Below are 15,186 nucleotides of genomic sequence, written 5' to 3' on the forward strand. Positions count from 1 at the left end.
AGCGGGAGCAATCAATTTGAACCCTGCGTTAATTTCTATATACCAGGACAACATTCCAGCCTATGCTGAACCAATCTGTTGCTAATCCGGCGAAAGCCGGTTTTTTGTTGATACTGAAGGTTTTGTAATTCATCAAACATTAATTGAGCAACTTAAAAAGATTCATCTTCAATTTAGTCGAATAAATTTGTGGTTCCTCGGTTTCGTTTTGTTCATTGTTATGTGAATAAATTGGTTCTCCTTATTCGTCCTTTAATTTACGCTAAGGAGGTTAGAGAATTGTTAGGAATACAAAAAAATTTAAGAGTAGCTGTATATGCTAGGGTTTCATCTGAAGATCAACAAGAACGCGGGACAATTGAAAACCAACTGGAATTTGCTCGCAAATATTGTGATCTCCATCAACTCCAAGTAGTAGAGTGGTACAAGGATGATGGTGTATCTGGTACCTTACCGCTTGAAAATCGAAATGCAGGTCTTAGGCTTCTCAATGACGCAATGGCTAATAAATTTGAACTCGTCCTCATCTACAAGTTGGATCGCCTTGGCCGATCTGCAAGAGTGATTTTGAACTCAGTTCATGAGCTCGAGCAGAGCAACGTAAAAGTACGTTCCATGACAGAACCATTTGATACCAGTGATCCAAGCGGCCGGTTTCTTCTTACCATGCTTGCTGGTGTAGCTGACTTAGAGCGAGAAACGATCATAGAACGCATGTGGCACGGAGCAAATCGGGCTGCTGGAAGGGGAAAATGGGTTGGTGGGATTACACCTTACGGATACAAGGTTAATGAAGAAGGTTACCTTGAGGTCAATGAAGATCCACTTGTCGGGGATTTATCTGAAGCAGAAGTCATAAGGTTAATTTACAAAAAGGTTGCAGAGGAAAAGTGGACTACGATTAAAGTGGCCGATTATCTTAATAGTCTAGGTGTACCACCTGCTTATAAGCGGGATAACCGCAAGGTGCTGCGTGGCAAAAGAAAAGTAAACACAGCTGGCGTCTGGCATCCAACCCGAATTAGAAACATCCATCATTAACACTACATATAAGGGCCTTCATCGTTATGGTAAACGAGCTACTCGGCAAAGAGAGATAATTGAACGTGAAGTTCCTGCTATCGTATCAGAAGAGATCTGGGATAAAGCTCAGCAAGTCTTAAAATCAAATCAGATTGTTGCTATGCGAAATACAAAAAGACAATATTTATTACGTAGTTTAATCAAATGTGGAATTTGTGATCGAACTTACTACGGTACAGTCCATCCTGGAAGCAACAGAGAATACAAAGGATATTATGTATGTAGCGGTAAGAACAAACACTATGATAAAAAATGTTCGTTAGCAAAAAATATCCCAATGGATGAAATTGATGATTTTGTTTGGAAACAATGCGTTGAATTTATCGAAAATCCTGGAAAGGCTATCGAGGAACTATCTAAATCACTAGATCATAGCAAGAACCGCTTAAATGAATTAAAAGAAGAGCTAGCATTGCTTCAGGAAAATTTACACGCCAAGGAGGATGAAATCCAAAATATCCTAAACTTATTCAGAAAGAAAATTATTTCTAGTCAAGAGGTCGAAAAGCAAATCCTTGAGATCAAGGATGAAAAAGAAAAAATACAAAATCAAATTGAAGAAACTAAGTTACAAATACAAAAGGACCAGAATATAAACAAAGGTTATTATTCAGCTTCACAGCTACTATCCGAATTAAAGGAAAAGTTGAATTCGAAACTCACTTATGAAGTAAAAAGAGAAATAGTAACTACACTTGTAGATAGAATCGTAGTCGATACTAAAATCAATGAACATGGTCGGAAGGAAGCTACGGTTTCCGTGAAATTCATTTTTTCCCCAACTGTTATTCACACGGACAAGCGTGCAATTAACAATTGGGGAATGGAAATCCAACGCAAGATGAAACTCAATGTACCCGAAGCGAGTTCTACGATCCCTCCCTCTCTACTCCAGCGGCTCGGATCAGGAACACACGACTAAGTCAAAATATGACCATCAAAGAATTAGCCGAACTATCCGGCTTAACTTACGAAACGATCAGCAACATTGCACACGCCAAAAATACCCACATTCAGAGCGCTTGCTAAAACTCTAAAGGTGCCTATCTCATATTCGGGATGCTTTGAAACCCTTTCCGAAAAAACTTTGAGCCAAAAAATTAGAAAAGCAAGGTTATTCTATGGGTATAACAGAGCGGAGTTTGCTAATGATTGGTATCAATGTCAAAACACTCCGCCTGTGGGAACTGGACAAAGTAAAACCTAATGGGAAAAATAAGGATACTTAGAATAAGTATTTGAAAATAGTAAAAAGCAGCCTGAAAACATAATGGACTACTTTTTAGCATTACATGTAAGTAAACTTTTCCCTAATCAAAGATGACCTTTTTCTTTTAGTTCTTCTCTAATATTCTTAAACATTTTGTAAATATAATCACCCCATCTACGATCCGAGCTAGCTACAATCTCTGAAAATGGCGATACAATAACATTTCCAGGCATTCTTATAATTGGCATACTGTAAAAAACAGCCTGGGGATCATCCAAATTGACATCCCATATCGCTTTTAAATGTTTTATATATACTTCTCCTACATATCGTAACATTCCATCAAGAATTTCTGCTTTCTCTCTTTTAACAAGTGAATCCGGTGAGGGATGCCGTTCAAGAATCCATTTTTCAAGTCGAATTAATGATTCAGGCGAATAATCAAGTTCTAGGTAGGTAAGCTCATTAGTAAAATCTTCGAGGACATCTGAAGCAAAGAAAAGCCATTCTTCAAACTGATCCCTTGAATGAAAAAATTTAGTCCTTCTCATAATTAAACCACCTACTCTTCAAATTTAACTTTTATGCCATTTTTTTCTAGTTCTTTAATTAATGGTTCACTTGCGTCTGCTCTTTCAAATACCCAAGTAATATCCCATCCTTTTTGAACTAAGTATGTATCTTTTGCAATCTCTTCCCTTATTCTCTCACTACGAGAAAAATATGCAACGCCTTCTTTCTTAGTGGACGTTTTATGTTCAATCGCTTTTTTTAATTCTTCATTTGCAATATCTAAAATTCGGCGACCATAAGGAGTTTCTATCGATACTTGAGTTATTCCTTCCCAATCAAGTTTTTTTCTATACTCATCAACCATTTGATGAGATTTATTTGCTTTTCCCATATTACCTTCATAAACTTTACTCCACTGCTCGTAGGTATATTTACCGCCTCTGGCTTGATATTCTTTCCATCTTTGTGCTTTATGTTCAGGACTTCCTGGTACCAGATCATTTTTTGTAACTTTTCCTGTGGCCTTACTATCAGTTGTAGCAGCAAACTTCTGCAACCATTGGCCGAATTGTGTATCACCGATCGTCTTTGGAGCGGAAGCTGTTCCATTCTCGAATATTTGCGTAACTGGCGAGAGGCTAAGGTTATTAATTTTTGTGACGATGTCATCAAAATGGCTACCAATGTACCCACCACCAAATGTGATGAGGAAACCGAGACCCGTGACAATCATGGTTTTTTTCGGATCAATCTTGCCGGTCTTCAGGAGATCGGTAATACTTTGGTCTACTCCTGCACCCACTCCGCTACCAAAGATGGCGGGAAAAGATCTTCCTAACCAAGGTATTTTGGAACCAATCCAACTAACCAGACTAGTGCCGGAAACACTTGCGCCTGCTAACCAACCAAATAATGTTGAGATTCCTCCGGCGATGCCACCGATAATGATGTCACGAAGCATCTCGTCACTCATCCACTCGTTCCCTGAGAGCCATGCCGACAGTCCACCGATGATTTCTCCGAGTAGAATCCCAGCACCTATTAACAAGGCGAGCCCCACTTCAAAAACAAACCCAACAACTGCTACGATAACACCAATAATGCTTAAGATTGCGATAGTAATTGCTTTATGTTCAAGAATCCAATCCCAGACGGCGGAGAGAGCATCCACCACGACTTCTGTGATCTTCGACAAGATCCCCACGAACCAATCCCATACATTGGACGCAGTTTCTTTCGTCCATTCCCAAGCACTTGAAACCTTGTCTACCGTCCAATCCCATGCATCCGAGATGGGTTCGGTGATCCGATCCAAAATTTCCTTCTCTTCGTTCACGGGCTGTGTGGTTATAGGCTGTTCTTTCGTTGGGGCTGGGTTATTCCCGTAATTGTTGAATTGGTCATTGACTTCAGGCACGTCAAAACTGCCATCGGCATGTACCACGCCGCTTTCCCAAATACCAAATCCCACACAGGCGATAAACAAAATGACGAGGAATCGATGAATATATGTACCCATATCTCCTGTTACGGATAATGCATGGCGTTCTTCGCTCTCCGTAACGGATTCTCCTCCCTTCAATTAGAAAATAGTTATCCATTGATTTTCGTTTTATTTATCACAATTTTAATCTAAAAAAGAACAAATTTGACCCAAGGACAACCCTGTTCATTAAAAATTAAATTTTTATATAGAATTGACATCTAATCATTTGTATGGCATTTTCCCTACTTTTGAGCCCTTCCCCAACATAAGGGCATCTCCGAAGAGGATTTGAAGGAATGGGAAGAAATAAGTTTTTGTGGTAAAAAACAAACCGCGAATCAATCCACATGTTTGGTTGTTAGACTCTTATGTCTTAGCTGGTTAATGCATCGCGAATACCAAGAGTAAAGGATACAGCAGGCCAAACTTGCCAAAAGCAATGCAATTGTTAACGCCGTTAAAAAATGACGATACCCCAACATGTAAGAGGTGTTGCGGACCTCCTTTTTGCTGTTTACCAATAGTCTTGGTAATACTGATAATTGGGGTGAAACAAAATAATTTACTATTTCATTTTAGGATGGGTTTTATCATGGATATATGGTATCTACCATTTACCATAGAAACAAGAAAATGATTCTCACTATTTTCCCACTCGCTGCTACTCTTGCATATATATTTAATGAAATAGGTTTGTTCTTTGGTTTTTGGATTTTGCCCCCAAAAATTGGAACCATATTGGAATATTGCTAAGTAATTTAGGCTTCATTCCGTGGGTTACTTGTACATTTGTTCATTTCATTAAACATTTTAGATTTCATCATTACTGGTTGATTGTTTTATTTACTCTTATTTTTGGTAAAATCACTTACGGAAACGGTTGGAATATTGGTTGGACATTGTTATCCTATTTCATCCCTATGGTTATTGTTTATGGTTACTATTTAAAACTGAAAAAACTCCATATGCTGGATTAGCAGTTTTCATAAGTTGACTTAAGATTTTAACCCCCAACATCTCTATGATGTTGGGGGTTCTTTTTATAATTATCAAGTCCGGTCTTTGGTCAATTCACTGTACATTTTTTCACCCCCGCCCTGTTACTCCCTTTGCGACAAACCAACTCTATTTTTTCATATTTTACTATATTTTGACAATCCATCGCTTTCTTTCGTTTTTCTCCACAAGAATACAAACGGATTTTTCTGTTTTTTCATAACTTAATAGAGGGTCCTGAAGGATCCAAATTCCAATAAGGAGGAAGATATGATGAGCCATTCATGTTCATGCCATCACCGGAGAAGGCGGGTTGTACTGGAGCCGGAGAAAAGAAAAAGAAAATTTGTCCATTTAAGACGCGGGCAATCCGTCCTGATCAAATGCTGCCACCATGCACACCATACCAAAACTTGTGTTTTGGAACGGGGTGAAGCCGTCAAAGTCCACTGCGGACACAGCAAAGCGGTGGTCACCTGCGGGCACCCGGATCGATGCCGGAAAGTCCACCGTCTTTGTCTGAAACCGGGTGAAGCCGTTTTGCTTCGTTGCAAACATTGTTAATCAGTGGAAAGCGCCGATGATGCGGCGCTTTTTCTTTTTTCTGTTCTCCTCTTTAAAATTTTCGTTTAATATTCCCAAAAATAAGAGGATTGTGCTAAAATACTTCATTAAATACTTCTTAGCCAAAGGATGAGTTGAGATGAGCAAAGTGTTGGATCTGAAAACCGAACGGGTCAAAGTGGAGGACATCCTCATTGCCAATCAGCGGCTCAAAGAAGTTTGCAAGCATACTCCCTTGGAGCTTAATCCCCTCTTGTCCGACAAATACGGCTGTCAAATCCATTTGAAACGGGAAGATTTGCAAGTGGTCCGTTCCTTTAAAATCCGCGGGGCTTATCACACCATCATCAGCCTCCCGGAGGAAGAACGGCAACAAGGGGTGGTTTGCGCGAGTGCAGGAAACCATGCCCAGGGGGTTTCCTATTCATGCAATCATTTAAAAATTCCCGGCAAAATTTTCATGCCGACCACCACACCGAGGCAAAAGATCAATCAAGTCAAACATTACGGCGGCAAATTTGTAGAAGTGGTTTTGACCGGGGACACCTTTGATGATGCTTATCATCAAGCCGTGGCTTATGCCAAAAAACATCACATGTCTTTTATCCATCCGTTTGACGATTACCGCACCATTGTCGGGCAGGGAACCATCGGGATCGAAATCCTGAATGACCTGAACCAACCCCCGGATTATGTTTTTGTCGCCATCGGCGGCGGAGGACTGGCTGCCGGGATCAGTTCTTACATAAAAAGCGTTTATCCCCAAACCAAGGTGATCGGTGTGGAACCAGCCGGGGCCCCGGGGATGAAAACGTCTTTTGAGAACGGAAAAGTTACTGAATTAAAAGAAATCGACCCTTTTGTGGACGGAGCGGCAGTGAAACATGTCGGCGAGCTCACTTTTCAAATTTGCCGGGAAAATATCGATGAGGTGGTTTTGGTTCCGGAAGGAAAAATTTGCACCACCATCTTGAACTTATACAATCAAAATGCCATCATTGCGGAACCGGCCGGGGCATTGGCCATATCCGCCCTGGACTTTTACCGGGAAGCCATTCGCGGAAAAAATGTCGTCTGCATCATGAGCGGCGGCAATAATGATATCGACCGGATGCAAGAAATCAAGGAACGTTCTCTCATTTACGAGGGGTTAAAACATTATTTCATTATCAACTTCCCCCAACGGGCCGGCGCTTTGCGCGAGTTTTTGGATGATGTCCTCGGCGAAAATGATGATATCACCCGCTTTGAATATACCAAGAAAAACAACAAAGACAACGGGCCGGCACTGGTGGGAATCGAACTGAAATACCGGGAGGATTATCCTTCACTCATTGAGCGGATGAAAAAGAAAGGGTTCCCGTTTATCGAAATCAACAACGATCCGCGCCTGTTCCATCTGTTAATCTGACTCTTTGTTTGACAAAAACCACCGCTTTCACCGTGAAAAGTGGTGGTTTTCATTATTTAAAAAGCGCCTTCGATATGATTCAGTTGCGGATTTTCTTCATCCCACAATACGGAAATGACATCGAAACGAAGCGGCAAATGGTGCAGACGGTGCCGGCTCACATACAGCACCGCCAAACGTCGCAGTTTTTGTTGTTTTCGGAAACCGACCGACTCAAGACCGTAACCAAATTTGGCACTCCGGGTCGTCCGGACTTCCACAATCACCAGTTGCCCGTCTTTCATCGCAATGATATCCAGTTCTCCCATCCGGGTTGCCCAATTCCGGTCCCAGATGATATACCCTTTTTCCGACAGAAACCGGGCCGCCAGCTCTTCCCCAAGCCGGCCGACCTGTTTTCTTTTGTCTTTTCTCATCGTGATTCTCCTTGCAACAAAAGACGGGCGGTGTTTTTCATACACGAGCGGACCGGCGCAAAGCTTTTCCGGTGAATGGGTGAAGGGCCGAACGCTTCAAGCGCCTTGAGATGTTCCGGCGTTCCATATCCCATATGATGGTCAAACCCGTATTCTGGATACTTTTCGGCCATTTGCATCATCCACTCATCACGAACCGTTTTGGCAATGACGGATGCAGCAGCAATCGAATGGCTTTTGGCATCTCCTTTGATGATCGCTTGTTGCGGGATGCCGAGATCCGGAATGGTCACCGCGTCAGCCAACACCATGTCCGGTTTCACCGGCAATTGTTCGATGGCTTTTCGCATCGCATGGTACGTGGCTTGCAAAATATTGTGCCGGTCAATATAAAGCTCATCCGCCATTCCCACACCAATGGCAATCGCTTCGGACTCAATGCGCTCCTTCAGGCGTTGCCGGTTTTGCGGTGTCATTTGTTTGGAATCATTTAACCCCTCCACGGGAAACGATTCCGGCAGGATCACCGCCGCCGCCACCACGGGACCGGCCAAAGGCCCCCGTCCGGCTTCATCCACCCCCGCAATCATCCGGATTCCTTGTTGGCGATATTTCTTTTCGTAATGCCACATTTGTTCCAAGCGTTCTTCTTCTTTTTTTCTTCGTTCCTGTTTTCTGATATATTGGGCCGCCAATTTTTGCACACCCGCCCGCGAATCGTTTTGAAGTTCCGCCAATTCCTGCGGGCTCAGCCTCTCTTTCTTCTCCAACCATTTCTTAATTTCCGCGATCGTCCCCTGCATTTCCCATCTCCTCTTTTCCGATCCAATCCTCCGGAAATTCAAAAGAAATCCGCCCCAAACGACCGACTCTCAACTCATGCAACAAAAGCTCAGCCACTTTTTCATAATCAATCTCTCCGCCCCGCAACAAACACCCCCGTTTTTTCCCAATCTCCTCCATCAACGTGACTCCGTCTTGTTCCGTTTCCTCCAGTTTGTACCGTTTTTTCAAACGATCCGGATACCGGTCTTTTAAATAATTTAATACATACAAAGCCACTTCATCGATCGGCAAAATCGTTTCTTTGATGGCGCCGCTTGCCGCCAGACGCAAGCCGGTGACGGGATCGTCAAATTTGGGCCACAAAATCCCGGGGGTGTCCAACAGTTCCATGGTTTTTCCGACCCGGATCCACTGCTGTGCTTTGGTCACCCCGGGCCGGTCACTGGTTTCGGCAACGGAACGTTTGGCCAGGCGGTTGATCAACGAAGATTTTCCCACATTGGGAATTCCGGTCACCATCGCTCGAAATTTGCGGGACTGAATCCCTTTTTTCTCTCTTTGTTGGAACAGCGGGGCCAGGATTTTTTCACACGCCGGAATAATCTGTTGGACCCCTTTCCCTGTTTGTGCATCAACCGGAAGCACCGGCATCCGACGGGCTTGAAAATATTTCATCCAAGCCTGATTCACCCGTTCATCCGCCAAATCGCATTTGGTCAATAAAATGAGACGGGGCTTGTCTTTCAGAATTTCATCCATCATGGGATTTCGACTGGATAACGGCAAACGCGCATCCAACAATTCAAACACGATGTCGACCAACTTCAGTTTCTCTTCAACCTGCCGGCGCGCCTTTGCCATATGTCCCGGGAACCACTGAATGGTCATATGTACGTCACACCTCTTCTATCCTGTTGCCAACAGGGGGATTTTTCCAATCGGTGCCAAATGGAAAAGGAGCTTTCAAAAAGGCTCCTTCAATTGAAAAAATCACAACCATTTCATTTCAATAACGGGCCAATAAATAAATTCCGCCCTTCCCACCAGTTGAGACATCGAAACCGCTCCGATCACCCGGCTGTCCGTGCTGTTCAACCGGTTATCCCCCAGAACAAAAACCTTGCCTTGCGGCACTTGCACCTCATCAAAATCCATGGTGCGCATATGGTCGGAAAGATAAGGTTCATCCACGATCTTCCCGTTGATCAGAATTTTATTGTTTTTGGCTTCGACCGTCTCCCCCGGCAAGGCGATCACCCGTTTGATGAAATCTTTGTCTTTACTTTCGTGAAAAACAACGATTTCTCCTCGTTCAGGCTCTCTCATTTTGTAAATCAACTTATTGACCAAAACCAGATCTCCGGTATACATCGTTTCTTCCATCGACGGACCGGATACGGCAAAAGGTTCAAAAACAAAGATACGAATCAACACCGCCAAAAGAACGGCGATCAGAAATGCACGAACCCAATCCAGCACTTTTCCGCCTTTCCCGTATTCCTGATTGTTTTTCTCTGTACGAGGGACATATGAGGTCATTGGATTTCCCCCAATTGGCTCGTCAATGTGAGAAAAGGGCTTGATCCTCAAGCCCTTTTTCTTCTGTCTTATTATTTTTGATGAAGTTCTTTAATACGAGCGGCTTTTCCGCGGCGTTCACGCAAGTAGAACAATTTGGCGCGACGAACTTTACCACGGCGAACCACTTCGATTTTTTCAATGCGCGGTGAATGTAACGGGAAGGTACGTTCCACACCGATCCCGTAAGAAATTTTGCGAACGGTGAATGTTTCGGAAATGCCTCCGCCGCGACGTTGAATCACAACGCCTTCAAACACCTGAATCCGTTCCCGTTGTCCTTCTTTAACGCGCACGTGAACACGGAGGGTGTCCCCTGCACGGAATTGAGGAATATCTTTACGAAGTTGTTCTTCGGTAATTTCACGAATGATTGGACGCATCTCATCCAAACCTCCTTTCATCAGCCTCTCCGTCCAATGCCGTCGAACGACCAGAACGGGGATATTTTACCACAGCCACTAATTGAATACAATTTCGCCATCCTAATCCGACAGCTTTTTTAAAAAGCGGCGATCCTCTTCGGTTAATGGCACTTTTTCCAGAAGATCGGGCCTTCTTTGCCAAGTCCGAAGCAATGACTGCTCGCGCCGCCATTTTTCAATCTTGGCATGGTGCCCGGACAACAGCACCTCAGGCACTTTGAGACCGCGGAATTCCGCCGGCCTCGTGTATTGGGGATACTCCAGCAACCCGGTGGAAAAAGAATCGGTCACTGCGGAAGTTTCATTTCCCAGCACACCAGGCACCAGACGACTGATGCTGTCAATTAAAATCATCGCCGGTAATTCTCCGCCGGTCAGAACATAATCGCCGATGGAAATTTCCTCAGTGGCCAGATGCTCCCGGATTCGCTCGTCAAATCCTTCATAATGACCGCAAATGATGATCAACCGGGAGTGCTGCGCCAATTCCTCGGCTTTTTTCTGCGTGTAGGTTTCACCTTGCGGTGACATCAACAGGATGGGGGGACGTGGTGAGCCTTGTGTCAGATCATCGACGGCACGAAACAGCGGTTCCGGTTTTAAGACCATGCCGCCGCCGCCACCATACGGCGTGTCATCCACCGTCCGATGCCGGTCTGTTGCATATTCACGAAAATTGACCAGATTCGCTGAGATCAAACCTTTTTCACGAGCCCTAGCAATCATGCTGGTTTGCATAAAGCCTTCAAACATCTCGGGAAAAAGGGTGAGAACATCGAAATGAATGTGTGCCAAGGTTACGCCAGTCCTTCCATCCACTCAATCGTGATGCGTTTTTCCTTGAGATCGACATCTTTGACAATCTCGGAAATATAAGGAATCAAAATGTCTTTTTTCTGATCGGCCGGCTGAATCACCCAAACATCATTGGCCGGAAGCGTCAAGATTTCTTTGACCCGGCCCAGTTCTTGTCCATCGGTCGTGACAGCCGTCAGGCCGACAATCTGGTGGAAATAATATTCTCCACTTTCTTCATCGACAGGCACCTGATCTTCTTTATGGACCACCAATCGTCCTCCTTTGAAAGGTTCGGCTTGGTTGATATTGTCCCATTCGCGGAACTTGACCAAATAGACGGATTGATGGATGCGGTTTTTTTCCACCGTCAGCACCATCGGTTCCTCTTCTTGCGGAGGAAGGAGGATCAGCCGGCTGCCGGGTGCAAAACGGACTTCTGGAAAATCCGTGTTGGATTGGACACGAACTTCCCCGCGAATGCCATGTGTTCCGACAATCCGGCCCACATTTAAGTATTCATGATTTCCACCCATACCCGTTTCTTCTCCTTCCAGGCAGCAGCTTTGGCCACGGAACGGATCGCCTGCACAACCCGTCCCTGTTTGCCGATAACCTTTCCCAAATCCTCTTTGGTGACGGACAATCGGTAGATGATGACATCATCTTTCTCCACTTCATCCACCCGGATTTCTTCCGGATGGTCGACCAGTGGCGCCGCCATGTATTCAATCAGTTCTTTCAGTTCTTTCATCTTGGTCCTCCTGTCGGATCAAGACCATTTCATTATTTGCCATGTTTTTGTTCGTGAACTTTTTTCAGAATCCCTTCTCTTTTGAACAGGTTGCGAACCGTGTCGGAAGGTTGCGCACCTTTGGCCAACCAAGAGAGGGCTTTTTCTTCGTCGATTTTCACTGTGGCCGGTTCCGTGATCGGATTGTAGTATCCGATTTCGTCAATGGAACGTCCGTCACGGGGAGCGCGGGAATCAGCCACGACCACACGATAAAATGGTGCTTTTTTGGCTCCCATTCTTCTCAAACGAATTTTCACTGCCATCACTTTTCACCTCCTCATCAAAGTCAAGAATGATGTTTATCACATAAAGGGGAAAGGAAAACCTCTGCGTTTTCTCTTCTTCCCGCCTTTTGCCATTTGGGAGAATTGCTTCATCATTTTCTTCATGTCATTAAATTGCTTCAACAGGCGATTCACATCTTGCACCGTGGTACCGCTGCCTTGTGCAATCCTTTTGCGCCGGCTGGCATTGATGATTTCCGGATGGGATTTTTCCTGTGGCGTCATGGAACGGATGATCGCTTCGACTTTCACCAGCTGTTTTTCATCCACTTGAACGTTTTTCAAACCTTTCATCGCCCCCGCTCCCGGCAACATGGAAAGCATGTCCTCGAGCGGGCCCATCTTGCGCACTTGTTGCAATTGATCCAAAAAATCATCAAAAGTAAAAGACAAGGTGCGCATTTTCCGTTCCATCTCTTTGGCTTTTTCCTCATCCACCGCAGACTGGGCTTTTTCGATCAACGTCAGCACGTCGCCCATTCCCAAAATGCGGGATGCCATCCGGTCCGGGAAGAACGGTTCAAGCGAATCCGTTTTTTCCCCCGTTCCGACAAATTTGATCGGGCAATCGGTCACCGCTTTGACGGATAAAGCCGCTCCTCCGCGGGTGTCGCCATCCAGCTTCGTCAGAACCACACCCGTCAGCCCCAGTTGCTGATGAAAGTGTTCTGCCACATTGACCGCATCCTGCCCGGTCATCGCATCCACCACAAGCAGGATTTCATGCGGCGAAATTTTTTCGCGGATCTGCCTCAACTCGTCCATCATCTCATCATCGATGTGCAGGCGCCCCGCCGTATCGATGATGACATAATCAAAGCCTTCTTCTTTGGCCTTTTGGACGCCTTTCTCCGCGATCACCACGGGGCTTTCTTGATCTCCCATGGAGAAAACGGGCGTGTCCAAACTTTCCCCCAACACTTCCAATTGTCTGATCGCCGCCGGCCGGTAAACGTCTCCCGCCACCAAGAGGGCACGGCGATTCTGCTTTTTGAGATAGCGGGCCAATTTGCCAGAAGTGGTCGTTTTACCGGCACCCTGCAATCCAACCATCATGATGATCGTCGGTGACTTCTGGGCTTGATGCAGTTTGCTTTGTTCTCCCCCCATCAGCCGGGTCAACTCTTCATTCACCACTTTGATCACTTGCTGGCCGGGGGTTAAACTTTTCATCACTTCTTGTCCGACCGCCCGCTCTTTCACACGGTCGATGAACTGTTTCACGACTTTGAAGTTCACATCCGCTTCGAGCAATGCCAAGCGGACTTCCCGCATCGCTTCTTTTACATCCGCTTCAGTCACTTTCCCCTTGCCACGCAACTTCCGCATGACGGATTGCAGTCTTTCCGATAAACCTTCAAACGCCATGATGGCCCCCTCCTCACATGGCTGATTAATCGAGCTTCTCCAACTCCCGGATCAACGGCCCGATTGCTTTGGCTGCTTCTGGCATTTGATCTAACCGGCTCTTGATCGTTTCGATCAATTGTTGCCGTTTCAGGTGACTTTTCACCAATCCCAAACTTTTTTCCAAATCAAGCATGGTGGATTGGGCTCGCTTAATCGCCTCATAGACTGCCTGTCGGGAGACTCCCTGATGCTCAGCGATTTCACCCAATGACCAGTCTTCCACATAATATAGTTCAAGCAACGAACGTTGTTTTTCCGTCAACAACGTGCCGTAAAAATCATAAAGCAAATTCATTTGGGTAGTTTGATCCAACACGGGAGTGATCCCCCCAAACGCCGTCAAGGCAATAACCTTTACGGTTGTATAATATATCGGAGACCCAAAGCGATGTCAAGGATTTTTCCTTGCAAGAGAAAATTTTTCAGCCTTCGGAAGCTTCCTCTTCCATCATGTCCTGCAGCAAGGCGTGCAAAAATTGTTCAGAATCAAATTCCTGCAAGTCATCCGCCTGTTCCCCCAGCCCGACCAATTTCACGGGCAATCCCAGCTCATGGTCAATGGCAATCACGATTCCGCCTTTGGCCGTGCCGTCCAGTTTGGTCAGGACGATTCCGGAAACATTGACGGCTTGCCGGAATTGTTTCGCTTGTACCAATGCATTTTGTCCGGTGGTGGCATCCAGCACCAATAAAACCTCATGCGGCGCTCCGGGCACCTCCCGGGTCACCACGCGGTGAACTTTTTTCAACTCTTCCATCAAATTCACTTTGTTTTGCAGCCGGCCGGCCGTATCACAAAGCAATACATCCGCTTTGCGGGACTTGGCCGCCTGAATGCCGTCATAAATGACCGCCGCCGGATCGGAACCGGCTTGATGTTTGATCACATCCACCCCGGCACGTCGGCCCCAGGTTTCCAGTTGTTCAATGGCCCCGGCGCGAAAGGTGTCTCCCGCGGCCAACACCACTTTCTTCCCTTCATTCTTAAGCCGGTGTGCCAGTTTTCCGATCGTGGTGGTTTTTCCGACACCGTTGACTCCCACGAACAAAAAGACCGTCAGGCCGTCTTCATTAAACCGCAATCCCTGTTCCTCTTCATCCTTCGTGAGAATCTCGGCGATCAATTCCGACAACAGCGGTTTTAATTCCACGGGGTCTTTGATTTTCCGCTCTTTCACCTCATCGCGCAGACGCTCCACCAAGTACATCGTGGTTTGGACCCCCACATCGGCGCCAATGAGAATTTCCTCCAATTCTTCATACAAATCCTCGTCAATTTTGCTGCGTCCGCTGAACAGGTTGGAGATGGCCCCGACAAATTGATCCCTGCTCGTGCTCAATCCGGTCACAAACTTCTGGGTGACCGTCTCCGTTTTTTTGGACACGCGATCCTTTAATTTCCGGAAAAAACTCATGTTGTTCCTCCCATCTCT

The 15,186-nt window shown here is 45.4% G+C and carries 19 protein-coding genes and 1 pseudogene; 6 read left to right on the forward strand and 14 right to left on the reverse strand.

The features are described 5' to 3' along the window. The first annotated feature begins 279 nt into the window (after positions 1–279). The 4 genes and pseudogenes from I8U23_RS13375 (at position 280) to I8U23_RS13695 (ending at position 2,112) form a co-directional block, all read left to right on the forward strand. Positions 280–1,041, forward strand: a complete 762-nt coding sequence (locus I8U23_RS13375; protein ID WP_232335449.1) for a recombinase family protein — start codon at positions 280–282, stop codon at positions 1,039–1,041. Then, positions 1,037–1,111 (forward strand): annotated as a pseudogene (locus I8U23_RS13380) (hypothetical protein); the annotation flags it as partial. The gene I8U23_RS13375 and the pseudogene I8U23_RS13380, both read left to right, overlap by 5 nt. A 72-nt stretch (positions 1,112–1,183) precedes the next feature. Then, entirely contained in the window at positions 1,184–2,005 is an 822-nt protein-coding gene (locus I8U23_RS13385; RefSeq protein ID WP_232335450.1) for a recombinase zinc ribbon domain-containing protein, read from the forward strand. Between the two features lie 8 nt (positions 2,006–2,013). Next, a complete protein-coding gene (locus tag I8U23_RS13695) occupies positions 2,014–2,112 on the forward strand; it encodes a hypothetical protein (protein ID WP_181730746.1) in 99 nt (32 codons plus the stop codon). Positions 2,113–2,397: 285 nt separating this feature from the next. Here the strand turns inward: I8U23_RS13695 and I8U23_RS03495 are convergent, their stop codons facing one another. Together I8U23_RS03495 and I8U23_RS03500 are read right to left on the reverse strand one after the other, a co-directional pair. Beyond that, positions 2,398–2,844 carry a hypothetical protein gene (locus I8U23_RS03495; RefSeq protein ID WP_181730747.1) on the reverse strand — a complete coding sequence of 149 codons (447 nt, stop codon included), beginning with the start codon at positions 2,842–2,844 and terminating at the stop codon, positions 2,398–2,400. Positions 2,845–2,855: 11 nt separating this feature from the next. Then, on the reverse strand, positions 2,856–4,325 hold the full coding sequence (locus I8U23_RS03500; protein WP_198050769.1) for a hypothetical protein: 1,470 nt from the start codon (positions 4,323–4,325) through the stop codon (positions 2,856–2,858). Between the two features lie 1,236 nt (positions 4,326–5,561). Here I8U23_RS03500 and I8U23_RS03505 point away from each other — a divergent pair. Both I8U23_RS03505 and ilvA read left to right on the forward strand, forming a co-directional pair. Continuing rightward, positions 5,562–5,852, forward strand: a complete 291-nt coding sequence (locus I8U23_RS03505; RefSeq protein WP_049720249.1) for a hypothetical protein — start codon at positions 5,562–5,564, stop codon at positions 5,850–5,852. Positions 5,853–5,991: 139 nt separating this feature from the next. Next, positions 5,992–7,263, forward strand: a complete 1,272-nt coding sequence (ilvA, locus tag I8U23_RS03510; RefSeq protein ID WP_198050770.1) for a threonine ammonia-lyase IlvA — start codon at positions 5,992–5,994, stop codon at positions 7,261–7,263. Between the two features lie 56 nt (positions 7,264–7,319). Here the strand turns inward: ilvA and I8U23_RS03515 are convergent, their stop codons facing one another. The 12 genes from I8U23_RS03515 to ftsY form a co-directional block, all read right to left on the reverse strand. Next, complete coding sequence (locus I8U23_RS03515; RefSeq protein WP_121874237.1) at positions 7,320–7,679, reverse strand: YraN family protein; 360 nt, start codon at positions 7,677–7,679, stop codon at positions 7,320–7,322. Further along, on the reverse strand, positions 7,676–8,482 hold the full coding sequence (locus I8U23_RS03520; RefSeq protein ID WP_121874236.1) for a ribonuclease HII: 807 nt from the start codon (positions 8,480–8,482) through the stop codon (positions 7,676–7,678). Before I8U23_RS03520 ends, I8U23_RS03515 begins: the two co-directional genes overlap by 4 nt. Next, on the reverse strand, positions 8,457–9,353 hold the full coding sequence (gene ylqF, locus I8U23_RS03525; protein WP_198050771.1) for a ribosome biogenesis GTPase YlqF: 897 nt from the start codon (positions 9,351–9,353) through the stop codon (positions 8,457–8,459). The genes I8U23_RS03520 and ylqF overlap by 26 nt, the downstream gene beginning before the upstream one ends. Positions 9,354–9,455: 102 nt before the next feature. Continuing rightward, positions 9,456–10,004 carry a signal peptidase I gene (gene lepB / locus I8U23_RS03530; RefSeq protein WP_037997303.1) on the reverse strand — a complete coding sequence of 183 codons (549 nt, stop codon included), beginning with the start codon at positions 10,002–10,004 and terminating at the stop codon, positions 9,456–9,458. A 71-nt stretch (positions 10,005–10,075) separates the two neighbouring features. Next, a complete protein-coding gene (gene rplS, locus I8U23_RS03535; RefSeq protein WP_037997320.1) occupies positions 10,076–10,426 on the reverse strand; it encodes a 50S ribosomal protein L19 in 351 nt (116 codons plus the stop codon). Between the two features lie 102 nt (positions 10,427–10,528). After that, positions 10,529–11,254: a tRNA (guanosine(37)-N1)-methyltransferase TrmD gene (trmD, locus tag I8U23_RS03540; protein ID WP_198050836.1), complete on the reverse strand. Its 726-nt coding sequence runs from the start codon at positions 11,252–11,254 to the stop codon at positions 10,529–10,531. Positions 11,255–11,265: 11 nt separating this feature from the next. Then, positions 11,266–11,799, reverse strand: a complete 534-nt coding sequence (rimM, locus tag I8U23_RS03545; protein WP_198050772.1) for a ribosome maturation factor RimM — start codon at positions 11,797–11,799, stop codon at positions 11,266–11,268. Then, entirely contained in the window at positions 11,775–12,008 is a 234-nt protein-coding gene (locus I8U23_RS03550) for a KH domain-containing protein (protein WP_037997324.1), read from the reverse strand. The genes rimM and I8U23_RS03550 overlap by 25 nt, the downstream gene beginning before the upstream one ends. Before the next feature lie 41 nt (positions 12,009–12,049). Then, positions 12,050–12,322 carry a 30S ribosomal protein S16 gene (rpsP, locus tag I8U23_RS03555; protein ID WP_037997307.1) on the reverse strand — a complete coding sequence of 91 codons (273 nt, stop codon included), beginning with the start codon at positions 12,320–12,322 and terminating at the stop codon, positions 12,050–12,052. 39 nt (positions 12,323–12,361) lie between these two features. After that, positions 12,362–13,711 (reverse strand): signal recognition particle protein, encoded by a 1,350-nt coding sequence (ffh, locus tag I8U23_RS03560; RefSeq protein WP_062843176.1) that lies wholly within the window; start codon positions 13,709–13,711, stop codon positions 12,362–12,364. A 25-nt stretch (positions 13,712–13,736) separates the two neighbouring features. After that, positions 13,737–14,069: a YlxM family DNA-binding protein gene (ylxM, locus tag I8U23_RS03565; RefSeq protein WP_037995188.1), complete on the reverse strand. Its 333-nt coding sequence runs from the start codon at positions 14,067–14,069 to the stop codon at positions 13,737–13,739. A gap of 106 nt (positions 14,070–14,175) precedes the next feature. After that, positions 14,176–15,168 (reverse strand): signal recognition particle-docking protein FtsY, encoded by a 993-nt coding sequence (gene ftsY, locus I8U23_RS03570; RefSeq protein WP_121874234.1) that lies wholly within the window; start codon positions 15,166–15,168, stop codon positions 14,176–14,178. Positions 15,169–15,186 lie beyond the last annotated feature (18 nt).

The sequence above is a fragment of the Thermoactinomyces sp. CICC 10735 genome (assembly GCF_016055175.1).
Taxonomy (GTDB): Bacteria; Bacillota; Bacilli; order Thermoactinomycetales; family Thermoactinomycetaceae; genus Thermoactinomyces; species Thermoactinomyces vulgaris.